We start from the raw sequence: 24,122 nt of genomic DNA, 5'->3' as shown, positions 1-24,122 counted from the left end.
AAGAGTTAGAATTGAATGCTCATGCCAATAGAATAAGCGCGATAAGGAGGATAGGTTCGCTTGTCGTCAATGCCCAAAGTGCCATTGACGATGTAGCTGTTTATCATGGGTGTCTGTCCGCTGTAGCCTGTAATGGTGGCTATATTGTTGACAGAACACGACAGACGGAGGGCGCTGATATAACGTGACTTGACAGGAATGTTCCAGCCAATCGTAAGATAATCGAAGTTAATATAGTCTCCGCGCTCCAACCAGTAGTCTGTAGCAATCTGGTCTTTGATGTTCATCTGTGGTGCCTTAGCCATTACATTGTAGTCTGGAAAACTTGACATGTTCATGTAAGTGAGGCTGGTTCCATTGTAGATTTTATGCCCAAAGGCACCGTTTATCTGTAGAGATACATCGAAATCTCTGTAGCGAAAGCTGATGTTTGAACCCAAAGTCCATTTCGGAGTGGCTTGTCCGGCGATATAACGGTCGCCTCCGTCTTCGAGGTTTACACTCCCGTTATGGTCTAAGTCAGCGATAGTATAGCTGTAGCTTCCATTGTCGTTGCGGTGCAGTCCTGTGCAATGAGGCAGATAGAACACGCCGAGTGGCTGTCCCACAATCTGATAAACGATGTTGTTGTTACCGCCATGAAAGCCTGCACCATTAAGCTGTCCGATGCTTATGATGTCGGCAGCAGTGAGGTTACTCCCTTTGTAATTGCCTGAAAGTGAAATCAGTTTGTTCTTCTGGAAGGCCACATTCATGTTGATGTTCAACTCCATATCTTTCTTTGTTATCGGTATAATTCCGAGTCCAAACTCAAGACCACTGTTGCTCATCTTACCTAAGTTGGCTAAGAACTTATTGAAAGTAAAGGGTGGAACAGGCACATCATACTGGTACAACATGTCGGTAGTGAGACTGTAATAGTATTCTGCAGTGAGCACAATCCTGCTGTTGAGAAGCGCTATGTCGGTGCCAATATTGAAGGTACTGCGCGTTTCCCATTTCAAATCGGGGTTCGTATTGCGGAATTGTCCGAATGTAGTTGTAGGCGAACCTTGTACACTAATGACGCCCGTGGGACGCAATAGTGCCATTGAGTTGTAGGAGTCGATGCCGCCTTGATTACCACTTTGCCCATAGCCTGTACGCAGTTTCCATAGGTTGATGACTTTATTGAGGGGCTTGAAGAACGGTTCCTGGCTGATAACCCACGTGCCGGAAACAGATGGAAAGAACCCCCATTTGTTGTTTTTCCCAAAGAGACTGCTGCCATCGGCACGCAGATTCATATCAAGGGTGTAGCGTTTGAGCAGCGTATAACTGACACTTCCCATCACAGAAGCTAAGGAGGGATCGCTGTATTCAGAGCCAGTTCCACCATAAGGGCGCGTGGAACCGGCAGCCAGATTGTTATAGCCGATATCGTTGGTAGTAAAGCCTTTCACTGTCGTCCAGAAGCCGGTACGCTGGCTTTTCTGATATTCTGTCATGGCTGTTGCATTGACTTCGTGCATATCCCATTGATGATGATAGTCCAATGTGACGTTGCCTAACCATTCTTCGCTTTTGTGTTCACCACGAAAAGCCTGTCCCTGTGCCCACACCCACGTAGGATAATACGAGGCATTTTCAAGCGATGTATAGCTGTAGCTGCCGAAAAACCGCAGATTGAGTGAAGGATTAAGCGCGAAATCAAGCCCCAGATGCGTGTTGAAGTTCAGGCTTTGTTCATGCTCTTTCTTATTCAGTTCGGCCAAAGGTGAGGCTATCTGACTGGCTGCCCCATTGCGATCCCAGCCACCATTTGCATTCTTTCTTTCCGGGAAAGTAGGGTTTTGAGTGGCTGCTCCATAGAAAAGTTTCTGCTCATCTGCAATGAATTTGTTCTTCTGTGATGAGCCGAAGACTCCGAAATCAATCTGTAACAGGTCATCGAAAGCCTTTTGTGTGAGGTCGAACTTAGCCACGAAGTTATGGCTTTCGGTGATTTTTACGACCATATCATGCTGCATTAAGCCGACTGAAGCACGGTAGTTGCTGTTGGGAGAACCGCCACTGAAGGCCACATGATGGTTCTGAACGAAGCCTGTTCTCGTAATAGCATCCTGGAAATCAGAGTTATATCCTCCGTCAACATACTTGAGGCCGAGCCGCTTGGCAGTGTTGATGTAGTCGCGTGCAGACAGCATTTGGAGTTTATTGTATTTTCGTTCGAAGCCTATATTGCCGTCATAGCTGATGTGAAACAGGCTTCCATTGCCTTTTTTAGTTGTCACCTGAATGACTCCCGAAGCGCCTCTTGAACCATATTTAGCCGTTTCCGTGGCGTTCTTCAGTATGGCAAAGCGCTCTATGTCGGCAGGATAAACGGTGGAAAGTGTTGCCAAGTCACTGTAGACTCCGTCGATAATAACGAGTGGGTCGTTGCCTCCTGTGAGTGAAGTTGTACCGCGAACGCGTACACTATTAAGCTGGGCCATACGGTTTTCACCTGAAGAAATGTTCACACCTGCCGCTTGTCCGCTCAACGCATTAAGCGAGTTGGTGACCAATCCTTTGTTCATTTGCCGCTCTGTGATAATGTCAATAGGCCCTTGAGACACGTTGGGTGTGAGCTGTTTGATAGCTATGGAGTCGATACCCTTAGTGATTTTCTGTGCCATTGCAGCAGGCATTGCAAGGAATTGAAATGCGATTAGAATGTTTAGGTGTTTCATGTTAGGGCTATATATTCGTCATGTTTATATTGCAAATATAATAAAAAAAGGAGAAGTTCGACACTTCTCCTTCTATATTTCTTTAAAAAAATGTGGCTGAAATCAATTGTTCTTCTTGTAATACTCTAAGCCCAACTGTACGTTCTTCTTTAATGCTTTCGATGAATATGTAGCTCCGCTGACCCCATCGACATCCATCTTGGCTGCCTTCGAAACGCTTTTTCCGTTGTATTCTGTCAGCAAAGTTTTCGCTTTGTCAAAGAACTTAGGCGTTTCATGATTAGGAAGTGCCTCGATTTTCACGACTTTATCCTGTTTGATATATATCTTCACAGGGGTTGTTCCCTTGAAACCTTTGATGCCTTTTCCCAATAGATTGGTGTTGATAATCGTCGTATCATTTTCCTTAGTCATGATGTTATCGGCAGGCATTGCACTCATCATGATTACAACCATCGCACATGCTGTGAGGGTTGTGAGTAGTCCATTCATTCTCTTTTTCATCGTTTTGCTTCTTAAATTATCCGTTAAAACGTGGGCAAAGATAGCGAAATAAAATGAATAGTGCGGGCTATGACAGGTAAAAATTAGGTTTTTTAACCTTGCAGAAGAGCGGAAGCAAATAATGTGTTAATTCTGTTCATGATTGTTTACAAATGTTCTCATCATGCTTGTAGATTTGAACTGAAGTCCTTTCTTGGTCTAAATAAATGCTGTTTTTGGGTGTTTTGCAATATATTGACAGTCAGGGTGTTATGGAACTCAAGGCGAATTGCACGATAAAATCACGATAGAAAACGTTGTAACTTGTATCAAGTTACCATGCAATCTGTGTCAAAATACGTGGCAATTTGACTCACTTTAGCGTGTAAAGTGATGCAGATTGCAGGATGAAGTGACTGGAATTGTAAATTGAAAGGGTAAAAATGAGAATACCAAAGCCATTAAATGACTTCACACAGGCATTGAAAGTGGCTTTTCATTTCTATTTGATGAGGATGAGAAATGTTAAAAACGAGCTGATATCTTTACAAAAGAAATGGGGTGTTGCAAGGGCTTTGATGTTTCTTCTTACTGCATATTATACAGTCACCCCTGCCTCTGAAGCCTCTGAAGACAGCTTGCTTTTGAGAGGCAGGGGCGCGTATGAGTTCATAAAAGGGGCTTTCAGAACAGCACATCCTTTAGCTTCTGATACAAGAATGATAGCGTCAGAAGCAGCAGGCCAAGGCTGATGAACACGATAATCTTGCCGAGTGCAGGCATTGTCCATACGTCGCTGAGCACGAGTTTGCCTAAAACAATGCCGAATTCAGCCAGACTCACCATTCTCACTTCCTTGCTCTTGCAGCGCATGCCGATAATCATCAGCAGGAAAGCTGCCGTGCCCAGAGAGAGCGAGAAACCCGTGTCGAAACTCGGATTGCCGAATGTGAGCAGCAAAAGACGGGCGCCTGTGAGCCACACGAGTGTGGAAATGACGGCAAAGAACGGCTGTAATTTCTTTGTTTCCCAATGTAATGCCAGCATCTTCCACATGATATAGCCCATCAGAGTCGCGACAACTGATGTTGTTACCCATTGCAGTGTGAGCACCGTAGTACTGCGGATGTCATAGCCACCCCATATCGTTACCATATAGACTATAGTGACAAAGCAGAGCAGAATGAGATAGGCCACCTTGTATTTTCTTACTTTAAAGCGGCGATGAAGCACGAGAGAGCCGGCAAGAAGGATAGTTGCTGTCGTCAAAGGGTTGGCTTCATGGGCAATGTCTTCTGCCAAATAGCATGTAAAGTCGTTGGAGAACGCCATGTAAAGCCATAGAAAGCCTACTGCATAGGCAATGACATTGCAGGGAGTGTAGTGCAGAATGCGCCGGCCTTTACTGAAGAGTCGCCTGTTGCGTTGCATGATAATGGCTGCTACGAACGAAGCAATGGAAATGGTAAACAGCATGAGGAAGTTGCTGTTGAGGAACAACTTGTGGCTTGTGTCTTCGTAGGAGGTATACCAAAGGATATAGTATGTCAGACTAAAGATTATAGAAAGGAACGCAAGTATGGCTGCGCTGCGCTCATAAATGACGGATTTCTCTTTCGTATAAAGCCAAAGTAGCAGCACGGACTCTGTGGCCCAGATAATGAAAATGGTTGTATTGGTGAACAACAAAGGTACACCTATTGATGCGAAAGCTATCGTCAGAGCAGACATAGTCTTGCGCAATGTGTCGTGACCCGATATGCGGAAGCGTAGGTAGAGGTAGAAAATGAGATTGACAAATGCGATGAAGAACGACAGATAACCAGGCTCATTGATGAACATGTCGCTGTCTGCTATGACGCATCCTCCATATAGAAGATAAATAAAACCATTGAGGGTGATGACTGCCATGAGTGCCCTGTGCATGCGTTGACTGCAAGACGGTTGCATGATGAGACGCACGGGAAGCAGGAAGATGAAATAGAAGAGCGTGGCAAACCCAAGTACAAGGAAATTGATTTGCAGATTATAGTAGAGTATATGGCTTTCTATAACAGTCAACCATAATATAATATAAGTGAAAGCAAAAGCCACGATGGGCAGCAATCCCCATTTCTTATAGAATGCAAGTGCAAACATTCCAAGGTTGAGAATGGCGAGATAAGTCTGTAATGCGATGATGCTTCCAGAGTCGGTACTGACGATAAAGGGAGCAATGAAGCCTCCGACAAGGGCCGTTACAGCTAATTCGCAGCGGTCATAGCGTATGGAAACAATGGCCATGAATATCGTTGTGAGGCAGAGAATGACGAAAGCGGCCGTTTGAGAGAACAGCTGATAATAGTGGAAAGCAATGGAAACGGTCAGATAGAAAACGCCGAACGCGCCGCCTGCGAGCAGTGAACTGAATGTGTGATAACGCTTGTGGAGCCATTGGGCCAAGCCAAGCATGACAACACCGACGGCAAATCCCATGACCGTGCGGGCCACTTCGTTGATCCAGTTCTGGTCAATGGCGTACTTGACAAAGTATCCAATACCGAGAATAAACACCAAAATACCAATCTTCCCAAAGAGGTTTTCACCGATAAACTTCTCATAATTGGTTGTCTTTTCGGTCATTTCTTCCAGTTGTTCTGTATTTGCTGTCGCTTCATCCGTTGGGCTAAGAGGCGTCTCCTCTGCTTTTGTTGAGGGTTGTTGGAGTGGAATAGCGTTATTTTCTGTTGGTGCAACAGAAGCTTCAGCAGGCGCTATGACTGACGGTTGAAATGGAGTAGGGGCAGTTTCTTGTTTTTCCAAAGCTTCCTCTGAAAGCATCAGCGCCTCCGTTTCTGGTGTTTTGACGGACACATCTACCATTGGTGGCTGTTGAATGCTTTCCCCAATGACAACCGTTTCTTTAGTTTCGGTCTCTGCATCTGTAGCTTTTGTGGTACTTGTTTGTGTCTCAGTGTTGCTGCCATGCTGTATTGTTGTCTTTTGTTCCGACTTCTTCTGCACAGCTTCTTCAGGCTTTTCATCGGCAGAGTGCACTTTATTTGCAAGCGAATTTTTCAGCGTTGACAGTTCCAATCTCATGATTGTGAGTGTCTTGTTGATTTCTGATAGTCGCGTGAGGATAGTGATGAGAAGAGCTCCCAATACGATTATGGTAAGCAACATCAACATGGTTGACGATATATAATCCATTGTCTTATTTTGTTGTTTTGGTGGTAAAGATAGTAATTATCATGTAGATTGCAAAACATTCTGTCAATTACTTTCCGTGAATTTCATCCAGATGGTCTTTCCTGAAAAATGAAACTTGCCTCTTCCTACAAGCTTGGGAAGAGGCAAGAAAACGTGATAAAGCTTTAATTCTGTTTGGCAGGAGAAGTCGTTGTCGTGTTATCATGATGAAGCTCTTGGCGTCGGCAGCCCGTGCAATATAGGCATCTCGTGCGTCACCTTCTATCTCTGAGTAATGTTGTATGGGTATCTTGCATTGGAATTCTGGTCTGTGTAGATTGTCACGGGTGTCTGATATCGAGTAGCTTTGATAGGAATAAAAGGGTATGTGTTTCTTTTCGGTTTCGCATCGTGCTATTGATGGTGTTATAGTCAGGCATACAATATATTTACCGCGCACACGTTATAATATATAAACTCAGGAAAATAAAACAGCAATGATAGAATATATAAAGGGAGAACTGACCGAACTTACGCCGGCTTTGGCCGTTGTCGAAGCTGCAGGGGTGGGCTATGCTCTCAACATTTCATTGACCACTTACAGTGGTATCCAAGGCAAGAAAGCAGTGAAACTCTATGTGCATGAGGCACTCACTACGGGCGGTCGTGATGACAGTTTCACGCTCTACGGTTTCGTCAATAAGCAGGAACGGGAACTCTACCGCCTGCTCATTACCGTGTCGGGAGTAGGTGCAAACACGGCTCGCATGATGCTTTCGTCAATGAGTCCGGCTGAACTTTGTAATGCAATCGCCAATGGTGACGAGAAGATGATTAAGGCAGTAAAAGGTATCGGATTGAAGACGGCACAGCGTGTCATCGTTGATTTGAAAGACAAAATCATGGCAAGTGGCATTGCCGATGAACTGCATGTGGGTAGTCAGAAGAGTGGTATTGCGGTGAATAATGCCGTGAAAGATGAGGCTGTGGCAGCATTGACAATGCTTGGTTTCTCTCCCGCTCCGGTGGCTAAGGTCGTTGTGGCTATTCTCCAGAAGCAGGCAGATATGCCGGTAGAGCTGGTGGTGAAAGAGGCTTTGAAACAGTTAAAATAACGCTAAAGTTATTCTTTGAGTAAGAAAAAAGCATACGTATTATTGGGATTTCTGATGGCTTTTGCGGTCAGTTATGCCTTTACTGTGCCTTTCTTCCAGCAGGAAGTGTCCTCCCGTCAGCAGCGTAATGGGGTGCAAAAACAGGAATATCGGGCAGAAACGGATACGGCGAAGCGTGTCAAAAAACCGCTTTGGCGTATTCAACGCACACAACCTATAAGTTGGAGCGACCTTGATAGCAGTGCACTCGATTTGCAAACGCCCCCTGATTTGCGTCAACAAGTCATCTATAATGATACGCTCAACGGTTATTTCTTTGGTCGCAAGCTTGGTGGAACCTATTTGTCGGCACCCATAGTGATGTTGCCCGACGAGTATATGAATTGGACTGGCAGGCAACAGAGGTATGCTTTCTTTCGCAAAAAGAATGCAGAGATCTTCCAAGCTAAAGGAAAAGACAAGTTCGATTTCACGGATATGCACTTCGATTTGGGCCCTGCCGAAAAGATTTTCGGCCCGGGTGGTGTGCATATTCGTACGCAGGGAACAGCCGAACTGAAGTTTGGCGCTACGATGAAAAACGTGGAGAACCCTGCTTTGACTATCAACCGACGCCATACTACGACGATGAATTTCGATGAGAAACTCAATGTCAATGTCAATGGAAAGGTTGGAGATAAGGTCAACATGAACCTGAACTATAACACTGATGCAACCTTTGACTTTGATGCGCAGAACCTGAAACTGAAGTATGAAGGCAAGGAAGACGAGATTGTGAAACTCGTTGAGGCGGGTAATATTTCGTTTCCTTCTAATTCTTCTCTTATCAGAGGTGCGACTTCACTCTTCGGATTGCGCACGGATTTGCAGTTTGGAAAACTCAAGATGCAGCTTGTTGCCTCGCAGAAGAAAAGTTCTTCGAAGACTGTTTCGAGTAGGGGAGGAGTGCAGTTGACGCCTTTCGAGTTCAGCGCGGCTAACTATGAAGAGAACCGCCACTTCTTTCTTGCGCAGTATTTCCGTGACCATTATGCCGAAGGCATGCGGGCTTTACCTAACTTGAAAACCGGTATTAACATCGGACGTGTAGAGATTTGGGTGACCAATAAGACGGGAACAACAACCAATACACGTAATATTGTGGCATTGACCGACTTGGGTGAGCATGCAAATGTGAGCAATGCGCATCTTTGGGCAACGACAGGTATGTCGGTTCCGAGCAACAGGGCAAACACCGAATATGCTGCCATGGCAGGCACATACAATGCAGCCCGCGACATAAACCAGACTTCAACGGTGCTTGACGGAGCCGGATTGACGGGTGGAAGTGACTATGAAAAGTTAGAGAGTGCACGGCTGTTGAGTACTTCGGAATATACAGTGAACAAGGCTTTAGGCTATATCAGTCTCAACGCGGGCGTCAATACAGACCAGGTTGTGGCTGTAGCTTTTGAATATACTTATGGCGGACAGACTTATCAAGTGGGCGAGTTTGCGGGTGATCGCACGAATGTGAGCGAAGCTTTGTTCGTGAAATCGCTGAAGAATACGAGTAGTAGTCCCTCGCAGGGAAACTGGAACTTGATGATGAAGAATGTCTATCGGCTGGGCGATACCGTGGAGAAAGAGAGGTTTAGACTCGATGTGAAATATCAGAGTGACACTACAGGTGTCTACTTAAGTTATATCCCAGAGGAGCAAGTTAAGAAGCAAACGATAATCAAACTGCTTGGGGCTGACCGCCTTGATAATAATAATCGTCCCAACAGTAATGGCTATTTCGACTATGTAGAGGGCTATACAGTAAGCAATGGACGTGTGTTTTTCCCCGAGCCTGAACCTTTCGGACGTGATCTCTACCGACTGCTTGTGGCTAAAGGTGTACCCTCTGCCGTTGCTCAGAAATATGTCTTCAATGAGCTTTATGACAACACGCGGACTGCTGCCAAGCAGATGGCAGAGAAAGACAAGTATAATCTGGTGGGGCAATTCCGCGGTTCTTCAGCCAATATCATATCCTTGGGTGCTTATAACATCCCGCAAGGTTCGGTGGTTGTGACGGCAGGTGGTGTGAGATTGGTAGAGGGGTCAGACTACAGTGTGGACTATAGTGCAGGCGAAGTGACTATTCTCAACCAGAGCATTATCGATGCAGGTACGGCAGTTAATGTGTCGCTTGAGAGTAACAGTGATTATGGTATGCAGCGTAAGACGATGTTCGGCGTGAACTGGGAATACGACTTTTCACGTAATTTACAGTTGAGTGGTACGATGCAACATCTGTCTGAACAGTCGCTGACAAATAAGGTAACAATGGGCAGTGAACCATTGAACAATACCTTGTGGGGACTGAATATCAATTGGAAAAAGGAGAGCCAATGGCTCACGGATATGCTTGATAAGTTGCCTTTTCTGCATTTGACGCAGCCTTCACAGATTAGTTTTACAGGAGAATTTGCCCAGCTTATTGCGGGTAGAAACAGTGGAACGCAGGATAATGCATCTTATCTTGATGATTTTGAAAACACCACGAATAAGATTGATATCGCCATGCCTGCATCGTGGATTATATCGAGTGTGCCTTCTACTTTCCCTGAAAGCAGTGACAAAACTACATTGGCAAGCGGTTTCAATCGTTCGCAGTTGGCATGGTATACGATAGATCCGTTGTTCACACGGCGTAGTAGTTCGCTCACACCTGCTCATCTGAAGAGCGATTTGGAGCAGCTTTCCAACCATTATGTCCGTGAGGTTGCAACGCGTGAACTCTATCCGAAGAAAGATATTAGCAACTATAATGGCTCGTCGTCGACATTGAATGTATTCAATTTAGCCTATTATCCTAACGAGCGTGGTCCCTATAATTTTAATCCCAATCTGAACCACGACGGTACGCTTCCCAATCCTGAAAGACATTGGGGAGGACTGATGCGAAAGCTTGACACCAATGATTTCGAACGAGCAAATATAGAATATGTAGAGTTCTGGTTGCTTGATCCTTTCATCTATTCCAACCGAAAAGCCAACGCTAATGATTATGGAGGCGATTTCTATTTGAACTTGGGTGAGGTTTCCGAAGATGTGCTCCATGATGGTAAGAAGTTTTATGAAAGTGGTATGCCTGTCGATGGTTCGCAGAGTTATACGACGACACAATGGGGTAAGATACCTACGTCAAGCATCGTCAGTTATGCCTTTGCAACGACCAAGGGAGCACGTGCCTTGCAGGATGTGGGCTTCAATGGACTCAATGATGAAGAAGAACGACGCTTTCAGTCTTATCAGAATTTCCTCACTTCCATACAGGGACAGGTGAGTGCTGCAGTATGGGATTCAATTTATAATGACCCTGCAAACGATGATTATCATTATTTCCGGGGCTCTGATTATGACCAAATGAAGGCAGACATCCTACGTCGATACAAGTATATTAATAATCCACAAGGCAACTCTCCCGACAGCGGTTCGAGCAGTGAACGCTATGATACGTCCTACAAGACGACGCCCGATGTTGAGGATATCAATCAGGATTACACGCTCAACGAATATGAAAAATATTATCAGTATCATGTGTCAATTCGTCCTAATGATATGGTTGTGGGGAGTAATTTTATTGTAGATAAGCGTGATGCGAGTGTGAAGCTGCGCAATGGACGAACGGAGAATGTCACATGGTATCAGTTCCGCATTCCACTCAGAGAGTATGAACGGCGTGTTGGTTCGATTTCTGATTTCACGAGTATTCGCTTCATGCGTATGTTCCTTACAGGTTTTAAGCATCCTATCGTGTTGCGTTTTGGAAGTTTTGACCTCGTGAGGGGAGATTGGCGTGTCTATGAACGGAACCTTGATAATCATACAGGTTCGGGTACGTTGGCTGTCAGTTCAGTCAGTATTGAAGAGAATGGTGACAAGACACCTGTTAACTATATCCTTCCACCAGGCATCAATCGGGAACAGGATCCGACGCAGCCTCAGTTGATTGAAAGCAACGAACAGGCGTTGAATTTCACAGTCAACAACCTGTCACATGGCGAGTCTAAGGCGGTCTATAAGAACACAACGGTAGATTTGAGACAGTATAAGCGCTTGCAGATGTTCGTGCATGCAAATGCCTTGGAACAGAATACGACACAGCTTGATGATAACCAATTGGCAGTATTCATACGCTTGGGGTCTGACTATAAGAATAATTATTATGAGTACCAGATACCTTTGAAGCTCACTCCTCCAGGCAAATACAATCTCAATTCGCCAACGGATCGTACTGTTGTTTGGCCGCAAGATAACATGATGGATATAGCATTACGTCTGTTTACTGATTTGAAAAAGCAACGCAATATTGCAAAAGCTGCAGGACATGCTAACTTCATGCAGGCTTTCACGGCATATGATAAAGACCATCCTGCCAATCTGATCACTATCCTGGGTAATCCTTCCTTAGGTGAAGTGAAGACAATGATTATTGGTGTTAGAAACCTTTCGGGAGATGTGAAGAACGGTGAGGTATGGGTTAACGAATTGCGTCTGAAGGAGTATAATAATAAAGGTGGCTGGGCTGCTAACGGCAATTTGAATGTTCAGTTGTCTGATTTGGGCACGGTGAATGTACAGGGACGTTATGTCAGTGATGGTTTTGGTGGCCTTGAAAGCACGGTGGCTGAACGTACGCAGGAAAGTCTTTCAACCTACAGTGTGACGACAAGTTTGGAATTAGGAAAGTTCTTTCCTGACAAGGTAAAGGTCTCTGCACCTCTTTACTATTCGGTAAGTCATGAAACAAGTAGACCACGTTATAATCCTTTAGATACAGACATGACCTTGAAAGATGCGTTGGAATCAAGTTCAAAAGCAGAGCGGGATAGTATTGAGGCCATTGCGGTGACAAAGCGGATCAATACAAATTTCTCACTGTCAAACGTGCGAATTGGGGTCCAAACAAAGAATCATCCGATGCCTTATGACCCTGCAAACTTCTCTTTTTCCTACAGTCATTCCCATAGCCACACGAGTGGTAAGACCACGGTTTATGAGAATGAAGACAATTGGCGAGGGGCAATGAACTACAATTGGTCGCCGGTTTACAGAGCCTGGGAACCTTTCAAGGGCATTCGAAGCAAGTCGAAGTGGTGGGATATCGTGAAGAAATTTGGTCTTAATTGGTTACCACAGAACTTGGGATTTAATACCGAGATGACACGCAGTTACTATGAGTTGCAGGAGCGGGATATGGAGACTTTGGAGCCAAACCGACTGCCGGTGAGTTTCAATGAGCAGTTCCTTTGGAACCGAGACTTTACAATTCGTTGGGATTTGACACGCAATCTGCACATGAATTTCCAAAGTGCTACGCGCTCACAGATAGAAGAACCTTATACGCCTGTTAACAAAATGCTCTATGCCGACCGTTATCATGCGTGGAAAGATTCCGTTTGGACGAGCATCAAACGCCTTGGAACACCACTCGATTATCAGCAAACGTTCACGCTCTCCTATCAAGTTCCGCTGAATTTGCTACCTATTTTCGACTGGATAAATGCTGATATGCAGTATAATGCCAATTATACTTGGGTGCGAGGAACTGAAACTGAGAAGCATATTAGTCTTGGGAATACGATTACCAACAATCGAAATCTGAATTTGAATGGGTCTTTCAATATGGAAAGATTATATAATCATATTCCTTTTTTGAAGAAGACTAACGAGCGTTTTAATCGCAGAACAGTTTATAATCGACAGCCTTCTACAAAGAAAAAGATTTCGAAGACCGACCATACACAACAGGCTTTGCCTAAGAATAAGGGTGGTTTTGAACAGGAAATTACGTTGCGTCCCGATACAGTTATTGCCATAACGCATGGCAAACACAGTCGTAGACTCATCGTAAATGCACGTACAGAGGATGGGCATAGTTTCAAATTGAAGTTTAAAAAGATGGATGATAACACGCTCCGCATTACAAATAAGGTAGATTCTGCCATAAAACTGAAACTCACTGTGAATACAAAAACACCTTTGGAAAATGAGAGTTGGTATCGCACGACACAGAGTCTGGCCCGAGTAATGATGATGTTGAGGAGTGTTGATATCAGCTATCGCAATCAATATGCCATGACCTTGCCGGGCTTCATGCCTAATGTCGGGAAGGCTTTTGGGCAGAGTCGCGGTAACGGATTACTCTCTCCGGGGCTTGATTTCGCGTTCGGAGTGATAGGAGATTCGTACATTGACAAGGCACTTGAACGCAATTGGCTTCTTATGAATGACTCTGTTGCAACGCCAGCTGCCACTACTTCGACTGCAGATCTGCAGCTTCGGGCTACCTTGGAGCCTTTCCGCGACTTCAAGATTGACCTCAATGCAACCCGCGTTTCAACCAAGGCGCACAGTATTCAATATATGTATGCAGGTCGCCCGACAACACAAAGTGGTACATTTTCAATGACGACAATATCTTTGGGAAGTGCTTTTGAAGGAATAGGTAATGCAAATAGTGGTTATCACAGTAAGACTTTTGATAGGTTCTGTAATCTTCTTGACGGTTTCCGACAGCGTGTTGAGGCCCAATATGTAGGCAGCAGATACCCTGCCGGCACATCTTTAGCAGGGCAAGCTTTCAATCCAAACAATGGGACTGTATCGAGATACAGTGCAGATGTAATGGTACCTGCATTCCTTTCAGCCTATACAAGCGTGAGCGGTAAAGGGCTTGATATCTTCCCTGCACTAACGAAATTACTCCCCAATTGGTCTGTTCGTTATAGTGGGTTGGTTCAGTTGCCGTGGTTCCGCGATGTATTCCGTAGCTTTAATATCAATCATGGATACCGCAGTATCTATACGGTTGGTTCCTATGCATCGTTCAGTAGTTATCAAGAGTATATGAATGGATTGGGCTTTGTTGTTGATGCAACATCGGGTAATCCTGTTCCCAGCAGTATGTTTAACGTCTCAATGGTAAGCATCAATGAGGCTTTCTCTCCATTGTTGGGTATTGATATGACCTTCAACAGTGGCATGACAGCCAAGTTGGAATATCGGACAGTGCGGAGCTTAAACCTCAGTATGACAAGCGTTCAACTGAATGAATCATTGAGTAGAGATTGGGTGATGGGCATTGGATACCGTATTAATGATTTCAAACTCTTTGGGATGCAGACCCGACGCAAAGTAAAGCGCACGAAAAAAACAGCGAAAGAGACCGAAATGCAGGCAGAAACAATGACGAAACGCAGTGGGGTAAACCACGATCTGAACCTCAATCTCGATTTCAGTTATCGCAGACAGGCTTCGCTGACGCGTGATATCGCAACGATGACCAGCAATGCAAGCAGTGGAAACTCTGCTCTTAGATTGAGCTTTACTGCTGATTATACGCTCTCACGTATGCTTACAATGAGCTTTTTCTATGATTTTCAGAATAACACTCCGTTGTTGAGTAGCAACAGTTATCCTACATCAACGCGTGATTTTGGATTGAGTATGAAATTCTCTTTGACACGCTAAAGCACTCAAAAACAATGATGATGAATAATATAAAAATAGAAAATGCCCAGCCACAGCAGGCTTCTGATATCGCTTCTTTAATCATGTTGGCAATGAATCATGCTTGCTGTCAGTATTTTGCAGGCCCCCATCACACGCTTTCCGACTTTCATCAGTTGATGACTCGCCTTGTTGAGCGGCATGATTCGCAATATTCCTATCTTCATACCATAGTAGCTTTGGATGGAAAAGATGTCATTGGTTGCTGTGTGAGCTATAAGGGGGGAAGGTTACATACATTGCGTCGTGCATTCATTGATGAGGCTTTGGTAAGCTTTGGCATAGATCATTCCGATATGGAAGATGAGACTCAAGCCGGCGAACTCTATATAGATAGTCTTGCTGTTGATGCTCACTATCAGGGTAAAGGCATAGCGACAGCTCTGCTGGAGGCCACATGTGAAAAGGCTTTTGCCCTTCATTTGCCAGTTGGTTTATTAGTAGATAAAGGCAATCCTGCAGCAGAACGCCTCTATACACGTCTTGGTTTCCGCTATGTTAACGATGCTTCCTGGGGTTCACACCCGATGAAACATCTGCAAAAAAGCTTTTGATAAATATATATATAAGGTGGAGCAGGGTGCTGATAAATCTTTTAAAAAGTCCTCAATGACGGCATGTTTAATTAAAAAGTATTAAAGGATGAGAGTTTATTGCCGTTTTATTTGGAATTATGAAAACTATCATCTATCTTTGTATCGTGTTTTTCATGGTATTAGATTATTAAGGTTAAGAAGATTGGTTGTCGTGAGACAATCAATTTTTTTTATGCTTATTTGCAGCTTTCAATTTAGATGTGAAAAACTGATTATTTTGCACCAATATCATTATTTATTTCATAAATAAGGGGCATAAAACGAAATGTAACAAAATGGAAGATGATAGAAAACGACTATATACATTGATATTCAATCAGTTAGGACGAAATTAGATAAAGACAGCTTGCAAAACGAAATGTTACATTGCGTTACATTCGTGTTACATTTAGGGGATTATTTGAACAGTGTTTGAAGCATAAATGTTACATGGGTGAAAAATAGGGCTACATGAGACGGCGTTTTGATTGAAGACGGGTAATTTATAACATGAAGGCGATAGAGGACGGCACAGGCGAAGGAAAGGGCCTTACTGGGTGAATTGAGAACGCTTGAAGTATGGCAGAAGCAGTTGCATCCTGCCTTTTATTTTGTCGCAAAGAATAAAATATAAGTCATTAAAATATCGTATATAATTATTATTTTGTATATTCGCAGCAAAAAGAAGTAAATATGACTAAGGTAATACACGTACAGTTGATGCAGGGACGAAAGAACTATTATTTCGGTTCTATTCCTGCGATTTACAGCGTTCTAACGGCTGAGGAGATAGGTATAAAGCAGTGTTCATTAGAACGCGTAGGGTTGAGCAAGGGAGGCGTTGTACTGAATAAAAAGGCATGTATCAGGGCAGGCGAACTTATACGCTCTAAGGCAACAAAATAAGGATGCGTTTGAACAGCTAAAACGCTGATTGAACGACACTTGAACGGTTTTTGACACGTATTTGAACGGTCGGAAGCCGTTTTTTCATTTAGAGAGAATAAAAGTTAGTGTGATTTTGGGGTAAAAATGAGGTTACTTTAATAGTTACCTTAACAGTTACTTTAATAAAATAAAACGAAATGTGATAGTTACCTTAATAGTTACCTTAATACTTTTCGTGTATTTCTACCCACATTCACCCCCCTAATAAGGACAAAAAAAAGCGGATTGATGCCGTTTTTTATCGTTTTACCCCCCCCCTTATTCCACAAAACAGGGGGTATAATACCATGTGACGAATAAAAATAATTTCGTAGAACGCCCTGTTTATCGGGCTTTTTAGCTATATTTGCGGTGTTAAATCATAAAAAAGTGTGCGCGCGGCGCATAAGGAGGGCAATATGGAACAGACATTTAAGATTAGTGATGAGCAGTGGGAGCGTTTGAATGATGCAACGTTTAGAATTGTACTGGAGCGTTCAGATAAGCTGGTTGCAAGTTCACTTGAACAGCTGCGCAAGTCTACAGACCGCGCCTATACCCTTTTTGGTTTCCTACTTACTGTTTTCTCAGGAATAACCGCTTACTTGATTAGGTGTGTGGATATAACTGTTCTGCTTCCGTGTGTTGTATTGTGGTTGGGGTGTGGTATAGCTACTGCATTGATGTTTTCCAAGGCGATATGGGTACACCCTTTTATCCATCAGGGAAACCAGCCACGTTATTTAATCACCAAAGAGCTTATAGATGCTTATAAATCGAATGGTGCATACCAGCACACGCTCTTGGTGTCTGCCATAGAAGAAAATCAATATTGCTACGACTACAATTCAAACATATTGGAGAAGCGTGCAAAAGTAATTAAATGTGTGATGAAAGTTATAAAGGCAACCTTTTTAATGGTTGCCGTTATAACCATACTCGTTAAACTGGCTGAATATCTGAACTGCCCTTGGGTAACAATTATTTTGTGTAATTCTGTACATTAATGATATTCCCGAGGCTATCCATGGCAAATACTTGGTCGCAGACTATCAGTGCATTAAAAGCATTTTTAGCACGATATCTGTGTCTTACAGAATATTCACCTTTGTCAGTTTCAATGATTCTGCTCCACTCTATCGACTGATAACTATTAGGGTCATTCAGAGTATTTTTTAGATAGTTTGCAACTGGGACAACAGTTCCATTGGATTTTACTTCAATCTTTGTATGAGGAAGCATATCTTCTTCTGAAGGAGCACTACACTTTTTAAATCCCCACACTAAAATGTTTATCGCGATAATAGCAAAGATTATCAAAGTAATACACCCTGTAAATTTTTCCTTGAGAGTCATCTCTTCCCATTTTTTGTTTTCTTTCATATCTATATAATATTAAGATAAATAATATGTGTTCACACAATGCAGTTAATCTGCACAGAAGCCTTGACAATAGCAAGAGCTGAGATGCGATGAAAGTCAATGTCTGTGTACGTCTATTTCGGAGTGCTATTCGAGGTTTACGTGCCCTATAACGAGTGCAATGCCTGTAATTTCATCCTTGGGGATATCGAAAGGAGGATATTGTATATTCTCGCTCACTGCAGAGAGCGAGTTTGCGGTAGTGCCTGGCATAAGTCGTTTGATGAGCAGTCCTTGTTCACGTGTTGCGATGACGTGCGGTCGATTCCACTGTATGAAACCGGAGTTGTGAATGATGGTACATCCAACGACATCACCTGCATTATATTTAGGTTGCATAGAGTCGCCTGTTACTTCAATCATAAAGTCGACATGCTGTCTTCTCCATTTTGGAATAACATAATACTCTTTTACATCGCTTTTGGTTATTGCAAAGTCGGCGTTGCCGAATCCTGCAGCAGCCTTTTGTGATACTAAAGGTATCAACTCATGTGTGAAATGTAGCGCATCAAGACATCGGAAAGCCTCAGGGATTCTATCTTTTGCTGTTGGTGTGCTCAGTTGCGCTGTAACTTGTGACTCTTGAGTAGCAGCTTTAAGCATGGGGCCATTACCTGTGAGGAGCCATTCTGTAGAATACATGGGATAATTTTCAACAAGAGACTCTATCCATTTGGCTTGTATGTCTGTCCCTTTCGCTATAGCACGTGATAAAACGCCTTTACTGGCACCTATTTTCTTCTCCAGCGCGCCGATTGTTATCCCCTCTTGCTTGGATAATTCCTCTATTCTTGATAAAATTTTGCACATAAATTGAAAATTATCTCTTAAAAAATTTGGATAGTTGAAAATTATCACTATCTTTGCAGCATGTTTAATACATAAACACCGCGCCAAAAATACAAAAAAGGGGCGAGAAACAAGAATGTTTAATTAAAAAATATAGGAATATGAAAACTTACTTCTACGCATCTTACAAGTTAAATGTGAACAAAGCAGACGTTTGTACGATTATCAAAGCACAAAGTCAGGCACAAATCAAAAGAGCAGCCATCCATTTGCATGAGAACTGGTCACGTTTTGAAACGTATAATGAGGCATTCAACTATCTTATGATTAATGTTACCTCATTAGGAGCACAGGTTTCCTACGATGACGTTAGATATTATGATGTAACGAATTTCTAAATAACCTTATTGTAAGTAAGACATGAACAAGAGTTTATTAGACCGAGTAAGTGTTGAGAAAATAGATGCGCTGGTTGACGCATTAAGCGGGGTGATAAGTGACATGCGCATTACAGGAGAAAATAGCGAGACCTGCTTTTGCAATGAAGCATATTGGGCATGTTATTCTTTAAGAAATATGATGTTTACATCTCTAAGACATCGGGAACAAAATAGACTGGGTGAATAGATTGTAGGATAACCCAAGGCGGCTACGTCCGAATGGTAGCGGACCAGAACATCTCGGCAACTGGGGTTCGATTCCCCTCCGCCTACAAACATAATATTAATAAAGAAAAGATATGGAAAAGAAGATTTATGTATGCAAGGAAGGAACGGCACGTCTCAACATCAATGTAAACGGAAATAACATGCAATGTCATCTGAGTAGTCGTACAGGCTGCAGAGTCCTTGTAGAATTTGAGTCAGGTAAACTACATGTTGAAGTTTCGGGACTTCCTTACAGACGTGTATCAACAACTCTACGCACGTCTCATCGCCCTGTAAGCGACAGGTGTAGTCGTACCGATGTTCCAAATTCAAGCTGTTCAGAATGTCCTCAAACATTGCTAAACCCATATTCCGGAGCTGCAGCTTTGCTTCGTCACAGTTTGGATAATCGGGAATGATAGTAATCGTTGCATCAAATTTATACTTATACATAACACTTAGATTTTATAATAGGCCATAAAGGTATAAAAAAATCGACAACAATAAGAACAACAGATATGGAAAAGAAGATTTATGTAAGTGACAAAGCAAAGACGCAGCTTTGCAAGATATTCAGCTGCTCTAAGATGATGGTGTGGTTAGCGCTGAATTTCAAGCGCGAGAGTGACCTGGCACGGAAGATACGTTATACGGCCCTGACGCAGTTCGGTGGCGTTCCAAGCTGGAAATCCGAGGAAGTGGAGACCACTCACGAGGAGGTGGAAAAGACCATGACGCAGCGTTATGGAGAACGTATAAAATTGGTGTATGACCGCAATGACGGCAGCACGCATGTTCTGATTGACGGCAAAGAGACGCGTGTGGAGCATAATCTTGACGTTCCCAGTTTCATGGCGTTGCAGAACGAAGTTGAAATAATGGCTATGAGTTTGTAAGAGTTTGACGGGATGGAGTATTTCAATAAGATATTGTGCGTAACAAGTCCTGAACTGACATCGGGCAGCAATCCTATCTTCAAAGAGGGCACACTGAATGTGTATGCTTCGACAGGTAAGATTTCACGTGTTCATCGGTTCGGAGGCGAGGGTGGCTATACTCTCTACGCGTGGAATTCCATTCCTCAGAAATACAGAAAGCGGTATATGGAACGTTACGGCGACCCTGAACAGCGCATGAAGGAAGCCATGATGCGTGACCGTATCAAATTAGATAGCGAGGCTCGCGAATGGTATGAAGCGTTCACATATGAGAAGAACGGCAAGCAGGAACATCTCACTGAAAAGCTTATTGAAGAGTACACCATCAATGCCAGCGTACTGAAAGAGTTGCTGAAGATGATGGCACAACGCAGGGCTATCCGTCAGAGCCTGAATGGTAGCACGGGCGGAGCCTGGGAGGTAATCTATAAGAGTTCTGAAGCTATGCGTGAAGAATATCAGCACACACTTCCGCAGAATGAAGCACGCCTAAAGACAAAGTTCAAGGCTTTCAAGGCCGACGGCTATCGCAGCTTGATCAGTGGTAAGGTGGGTAATTTGAACACTATTAAGATAACACCCGAGTTCGGGCAGTTGCTCATAGCCTTGAAACGCTGTCGGGTTCCTGTATATACGGATGCACAAATCTTTGAGGAAGGAAACCGCAGGGCTGTGGAGAACGGCTGGAAGCCGTTGAAGAGCCTTAGCGGTCTGAAGCGATGGTTTAACAGTGCTGCGATTATGCCACTATGGTATGATGCAGTATATGGTGAGCAGGCCGCACGACAGAAGTTCGGACGTAAACACCGTACAGCACTGCCAACGAAGCGCGACGCTCTGTGGTATGGTGACGGTACGAAACTCAACCTATACTACCAGGATGAGGAAGGCAAGGTGCGGACCACGCAGGTCTATGTAGTCATTGATGCGATGAGCGAGGTGATGCTTGGCTGGCACATCAGCGACAGCGAGGACTACGAAGCGCAATATCTCGCTTACCGTATGGCAATCCAGACCAGCAGGCACAAGCCTTACGAAATTGTGCACGACAACCAGGGCGGACACAAAAAACTTGACGCTGACGGACTGTTTAAGAAGCTTTGCCACGTGCATAGGACCACGCAACCCTACAACGGCGAGTCGAAGACCATTGAGGCGGTGTTCGGCCGCTTCCAACAGCAGGTGCTGCACAAGGATTGGCGCTTCACGGGTCAGAACATTACGGCAAAGAAGATGTCGAGCCGTCCGAACCTTGAGTTTATTGAGGAAAACAAGGACTCACTCTATACGCTTGAGGAACTGAAGGATGCTTACGCAAAGGCTACTAAGGAGTGGAACGAAATGCAGCATCCTGCATACGGCAAGAGCCGGCAGGAAGCCTACGACAACAGCGTGAATGAGGAAACACAGCAGGTTACGGCACACGATATGGTGGATATGTTCTGGGTTACGGCTAAGCGTATGAGCACGTTCACCGACCAAGGCATCAGCGTAACGATTAAGAAGGAGAAGCGACAATACGAGGTGATGAGTGAACCTGGTGTTCCTGATCATGAGTGGCGAAGACAGCACACTTACGAGCGGTTCGTTGTCAAGTATGATCCTTACGACTTCGGAAGCGTCCGACTCTATAAGAAAGAAGCTGACGGCAGCCTGAGGTTTGAACGAGTAGCAGAACCTTACGTTGTGATACATCGTGCGATACAAGAGCAGACGGAAGGTGAAGCTGCATTCATCAGACAGCAGCAGGCTGCGAATACTACTGACCGTATTGAGCGCACCGTTGCAGGACGTGAGATAGAAAAGGCTCACGGTGTAATGCCGGAGCAGCACGGCTTACGTAGTCCAAAGCCAAAGGGAATGACAGCAGCAGAGCGCAGACAGATAGAACGCCGTACAGGTATTTATAGCAAGGCGCCTGAAGAGTATAAAATAGGACGAAAGACGAAGCAAGTGAGCCTTGAAGACTGGTCAAAGGTTGAGACAGCAGTGGTTGACATGGCTTATGTGGCTGGCAAATCATAGGCAGCGAGGTGGTGCCTCACTACACAAAATAAAAAAATAACAACTAAAATAGAAAAGATATGAGTAAGTTGACAAACAACGAAAAGAGTCAGATCCAGGAATGCTTGAAGCAGTATGTCAGCAAGTACCCAAGTCAGAATAAGGCTGCACAGAGTCTGGTAGGAACGAGCAGCGCAACGGTGAGCAGTATTCTGCAGGGCAAGTGGGAGAATATTTCGGACGACATGTGGCGCAACCTCTCCTCACAGTTGGGGACAACGTCTGGTAATGACTGGCAGGTGGTCGAGACAAAGGCCTTTCAGGAAATGTCACTCGTCATGAAAGATGCCCAGGCTGTGAAGAATGTTACATGGATAGTGGGAGAAGCAGGCTGTGGAAAGACAACCACGGCGCGCCTCTATGCAAATGAGAACAATGAGGTGTTCTACATCTTGTGTTCTGAAGACATGAAGAAGAGTGACTTTGTACGTGAGATTGCACGCCGTATCGGTCAGCGTACAGAAGGTTACAGCATCAGAGAGCTGCTCGACAGGATCATTGACGACCTTATTCAGATGGAGGCACCGCTGCTTCTTTTTGACGAAGCCGACAAACTGCCGGAGCGAGTATTCCACTATTTCATCGACTTGTATAACAGATTAGAGGATAAGTGTGGTATCGTCTTCTTCTCTACAAGCTATATCAAGCGTCGTATGACCATGGGGCTGCGCTACAACAAATGCGGATATAACGAGATACACAGCCGTATCGGCCGCAAGTTCTATGAACTGGAACAGACCGCCCCTCATGATGTGTATGCAATCTGCATGGCAAACGGTGTGACAGACAAAGGACGCATCTCAGAGGTTGTTAAAGATGCAGAAGAATATGAATTCGACCTGCGGCGCGTGAAGAAGAATATTCATAGAGTTAAATTGATGGCTGCTCAAACAGCGAAAAATCAGCGTTTGAACAGCGATAAAACAGCAGGATAATGAACAGGGCAATGTCAGTAACCGATATGCTGCGTATGAAGAAAGAAACCTATCCTTTTGAAGGAGAATGGGCCGACGCCTTCGGAGCACCGGAGCGAGGAGGCGTATGGTTCATTTGGGGGCGAAGCGGAAGCGGTAAGACCAGCTTCACGATGAAGCTCTGCAAAGAGTTGGCAAAGTACGGGAAGATAGCCTACAATTCCTTGGAAGAAGGTTTCTCTCTGACAATGAAGAATGCACTTATAGAGGCAGGTATGCAGGACGTTGCACGGCGGTTTATCCTCATCAGTGAAAGCATGAAAGACCTTGACGGCCGTCTCAAGAAGCACAAAAGCCCGGATATCATTGTGATAGACAGCTTTCAGTACACACAGATGAGCTTTAAGGATTATCAGAAGTTTAAGAACCGACACCGGGATAAGCTGCTCATCTTCATCAGTCAGGCAGAAGGAAACAAACCTTCAGGTCGTACAGCGGTGAGTGTGATGTATGATGCAGCCCTGAAGATATGGGTGGAGGGTTATCGGGCAATCAGCAAAGGGCGGTATTTCGGAAGCAAAGGCTATTACACGATATGGGAGGAAAGAGCAAACATATATTGGGGAGAAACAAAAGAGTAAAGCTATGGCAAACAAGCGAGACAACCTGTTGTACAGGCTACGAAAAAAGGGCGTACAGGCCAACACCCGCGAACGCGTTATCTTCTTCGGCGTGGGTGGCGAGCCGTTCAAGCTAATACAGATAAGACGGCTCTGCCGTGAGTTTCATTTCAATGTGCAATTAGTAATACAATAGAC

18 protein-coding genes are annotated in these 24,122 nt (G+C 44.2%); 13 read left to right on the top strand and 5 right to left on the bottom strand.

What is annotated here, in order from left to right:
• Positions 1-5: 5 nt before the first annotated feature.
• Entirely contained in the window at positions 6-2,714 is a 2,709-nt protein-coding gene (locus EL210_RS00195) for a SusC/RagA family TonB-linked outer membrane protein (protein WP_018921050.1), read from the bottom strand.
• Between the two features lie 102 nt (positions 2,715-2,816).
• Complete coding sequence (locus tag EL210_RS00190; protein ID WP_004375645.1) at positions 2,817-3,218, bottom strand: FMN-binding protein; 402 nt, start codon at positions 3,216-3,218, stop codon at positions 2,817-2,819.
• A 422-nt stretch (positions 3,219-3,640) separates the two neighbouring features.
• On the opposite strand from EL210_RS00190, the gene EL210_RS13475 reads away from it, so the two are divergent.
• Entirely contained in the window at positions 3,641-3,949 is a 309-nt protein-coding gene (locus EL210_RS13475; RefSeq protein WP_170166110.1) for a hypothetical protein, read from the top strand.
• Here EL210_RS13475 and EL210_RS00185 read toward each other — a convergent pair.
• Positions 3,882-6,389, bottom strand: coding sequence for a DUF2339 domain-containing protein (locus EL210_RS00185; RefSeq protein WP_018921049.1), 2,508 nt, complete (start codon positions 6,387-6,389; stop codon positions 3,882-3,884). The two genes, EL210_RS13475 and EL210_RS00185, sit on opposite strands and share 68 nt — an antisense overlap.
• A 476-nt stretch (positions 6,390-6,865) precedes the next feature.
• On the opposite strand from EL210_RS00185, the gene ruvA reads away from it, so the two are divergent.
• From ruvA to EL210_RS00155, 5 genes are all read left to right on the top strand, one after another.
• Positions 6,866-7,483, top strand: coding sequence for a Holliday junction branch migration protein RuvA (gene ruvA, locus EL210_RS00175; RefSeq protein WP_018921048.1), 618 nt, complete (start codon positions 6,866-6,868; stop codon positions 7,481-7,483).
• Positions 7,484-7,498: 15 nt separating this feature from the next.
• Entirely contained in the window at positions 7,499-14,989 is a 7,491-nt protein-coding gene (sov, locus tag EL210_RS00170) for a T9SS outer membrane translocon Sov/SprA (RefSeq protein WP_025879765.1), read from the top strand.
• A gap of 14 nt (positions 14,990-15,003) precedes the next feature.
• Positions 15,004-15,582: a GNAT family N-acetyltransferase gene (locus tag EL210_RS00165; RefSeq protein ID WP_018921046.1), complete on the top strand. Its 579-nt coding sequence runs from the start codon at positions 15,004-15,006 to the stop codon at positions 15,580-15,582.
• Between the two features lie 714 nt (positions 15,583-16,296).
• Positions 16,297-16,509: a hypothetical protein gene (locus EL210_RS00160; protein ID WP_004378073.1), complete on the top strand. Its 213-nt coding sequence runs from the start codon at positions 16,297-16,299 to the stop codon at positions 16,507-16,509.
• A gap of 440 nt (positions 16,510-16,949) precedes the next feature.
• Entirely contained in the window at positions 16,950-17,537 is a 588-nt protein-coding gene (locus tag EL210_RS00155; RefSeq protein WP_126370170.1) for a hypothetical protein, read from the top strand.
• Here the strand turns inward: EL210_RS00155 and EL210_RS00150 are convergent.
• Together EL210_RS00150 and EL210_RS00145 are read right to left on the bottom strand one after the other, a co-directional pair.
• On the bottom strand, positions 17,512-17,913 hold the full coding sequence (locus EL210_RS00150; RefSeq protein WP_018921274.1) for a hypothetical protein: 402 nt from the start codon (positions 17,911-17,913) through the stop codon (positions 17,512-17,514). The genes EL210_RS00155 and EL210_RS00150 overlap by 26 nt on opposite strands.
• Positions 17,914-18,039: 126 nt before the next feature.
• Positions 18,040-18,762: a S24 family peptidase gene (locus EL210_RS00145; RefSeq protein ID WP_018921275.1), complete on the bottom strand. Its 723-nt coding sequence runs from the start codon at positions 18,760-18,762 to the stop codon at positions 18,040-18,042.
• A 140-nt stretch (positions 18,763-18,902) separates the two neighbouring features.
• Here EL210_RS00145 and EL210_RS00140 point away from each other — a divergent pair, with 140 nt between their 5' ends.
• The 7 genes from EL210_RS00140 (at position 18,903) to EL210_RS13465 (ending at position 24,120) form a co-directional block, all read left to right on the top strand.
• Positions 18,903-19,139 (top strand): hypothetical protein, encoded by a 237-nt coding sequence (locus EL210_RS00140; RefSeq protein WP_025879905.1) that lies wholly within the window; start codon positions 18,903-18,905, stop codon positions 19,137-19,139.
• A 341-nt stretch (positions 19,140-19,480) separates the two neighbouring features.
• The gene (locus EL210_RS13470) at positions 19,481-19,807 is read left to right on the top strand and encodes a hypothetical protein (protein WP_126370168.1); all 327 of its coding nucleotides are present in this window, start codon (positions 19,481-19,483) and stop codon (positions 19,805-19,807) included.
• A gap of 99 nt (positions 19,808-19,906) precedes the next feature.
• Positions 19,907-20,284 carry a hypothetical protein gene (locus EL210_RS00125; RefSeq protein ID WP_025879898.1) on the top strand — a complete coding sequence of 126 codons (378 nt, stop codon included), beginning with the start codon at positions 19,907-19,909 and terminating at the stop codon, positions 20,282-20,284.
• 12 nt (positions 20,285-20,296) lie between these two features.
• Positions 20,297-22,351: a kinase gene (locus EL210_RS00120; protein ID WP_126370167.1), complete on the top strand. Its 2,055-nt coding sequence runs from the start codon at positions 20,297-20,299 to the stop codon at positions 22,349-22,351.
• Positions 22,352-22,410: 59 nt separating this feature from the next.
• Positions 22,411-23,325: an ATP-binding protein gene (locus tag EL210_RS00115; RefSeq protein ID WP_126370166.1), complete on the top strand. Its 915-nt coding sequence runs from the start codon at positions 22,411-22,413 to the stop codon at positions 23,323-23,325.
• Positions 23,325-23,945 (top strand): ATP-binding protein, encoded by a 621-nt coding sequence (locus EL210_RS00110; protein WP_025879909.1) that lies wholly within the window; start codon positions 23,325-23,327, stop codon positions 23,943-23,945. Before EL210_RS00115 ends, EL210_RS00110 begins: the two co-directional genes overlap by 1 nt.
• A gap of 4 nt (positions 23,946-23,949) precedes the next feature.
• On the top strand, positions 23,950-24,120 hold the full coding sequence (locus EL210_RS13465; protein ID WP_169333949.1) for a hypothetical protein: 171 nt from the start codon (positions 23,950-23,952) through the stop codon (positions 24,118-24,120).
• Positions 24,121-24,122: the final 2 nt, after the last annotated feature.

The sequence above is a fragment of the Segatella oris genome, assembly GCF_900637655.1.
GTDB lineage: Bacteria > Bacteroidota > Bacteroidia > Bacteroidales > Bacteroidaceae > Prevotella > Prevotella oris.
Note: the sequence above shows the minus strand (reverse complement) of the source record. Positions and strands in the feature narration are given on the sequence as shown.

What these genes read in the sequence shown, in the direction of transcription:
- EL210_RS00195 (WP_018921050.1), bottom strand. Translation starts at nt 2,714, where the DNA reads ATGAAACACCTAAACATTCTAATCGCATTTCAATTCCTTGCAATGCCT.
- EL210_RS00190 (WP_004375645.1), bottom strand. Translation starts at nt 3,218, where the DNA reads ATGAAAAAGAGAATGAATGGACTACTCACAACCCTCACAGCATGTGCG.
- EL210_RS13475 (WP_170166110.1), top strand. Translation starts at nt 3,641, where the DNA reads ATGAGAATACCAAAGCCATTAAATGACTTCACACAGGCATTGAAAGTG.
- EL210_RS00185 (WP_018921049.1), bottom strand. Translation starts at nt 6,389, where the DNA reads ATGGATTATATATCGTCAACCATGTTGATGTTGCTTACCATAATCGTA.
- ruvA (WP_018921048.1), top strand. Translation starts at nt 6,866, where the DNA reads ATGATAGAATATATAAAGGGAGAACTGACCGAACTTACGCCGGCTTTG.
- EL210_RS00165 (WP_018921046.1), top strand. Translation starts at nt 15,004, where the DNA reads ATGATGATGAATAATATAAAAATAGAAAATGCCCAGCCACAGCAGGCT.
- EL210_RS00160 (WP_004378073.1), top strand. Translation starts at nt 16,297, where the DNA reads ATGACTAAGGTAATACACGTACAGTTGATGCAGGGACGAAAGAACTAT.
- EL210_RS00155 (WP_126370170.1), top strand. Translation starts at nt 16,950, where the DNA reads ATGGAACAGACATTTAAGATTAGTGATGAGCAGTGGGAGCGTTTGAAT.
- EL210_RS00150 (WP_018921274.1), bottom strand. Translation starts at nt 17,913, where the DNA reads ATGAAAGAAAACAAAAAATGGGAAGAGATGACTCTCAAGGAAAAATTT.
- EL210_RS00145 (WP_018921275.1), bottom strand. Translation starts at nt 18,762, where the DNA reads ATGTGCAAAATTTTATCAAGAATAGAGGAATTATCCAAGCAAGAGGGG.
- EL210_RS00140 (WP_025879905.1), top strand. Translation starts at nt 18,903, where the DNA reads ATGAAAACTTACTTCTACGCATCTTACAAGTTAAATGTGAACAAAGCA.
- EL210_RS13470 (WP_126370168.1), top strand. Translation starts at nt 19,481, where the DNA reads ATGGAAAAGAAGATTTATGTATGCAAGGAAGGAACGGCACGTCTCAAC.
- EL210_RS00125 (WP_025879898.1), top strand. Translation starts at nt 19,907, where the DNA reads ATGGAAAAGAAGATTTATGTAAGTGACAAAGCAAAGACGCAGCTTTGC.
- EL210_RS00120 (WP_126370167.1), top strand. Translation starts at nt 20,297, where the DNA reads ATGGAGTATTTCAATAAGATATTGTGCGTAACAAGTCCTGAACTGACA.
- EL210_RS00115 (WP_126370166.1), top strand. Translation starts at nt 22,411, where the DNA reads ATGAGTAAGTTGACAAACAACGAAAAGAGTCAGATCCAGGAATGCTTG.
- EL210_RS00110 (WP_025879909.1), top strand. Translation starts at nt 23,325, where the DNA reads ATGAACAGGGCAATGTCAGTAACCGATATGCTGCGTATGAAGAAAGAA.
- EL210_RS13465 (WP_169333949.1), top strand. Translation starts at nt 23,950, where the DNA reads ATGGCAAACAAGCGAGACAACCTGTTGTACAGGCTACGAAAAAAGGGC.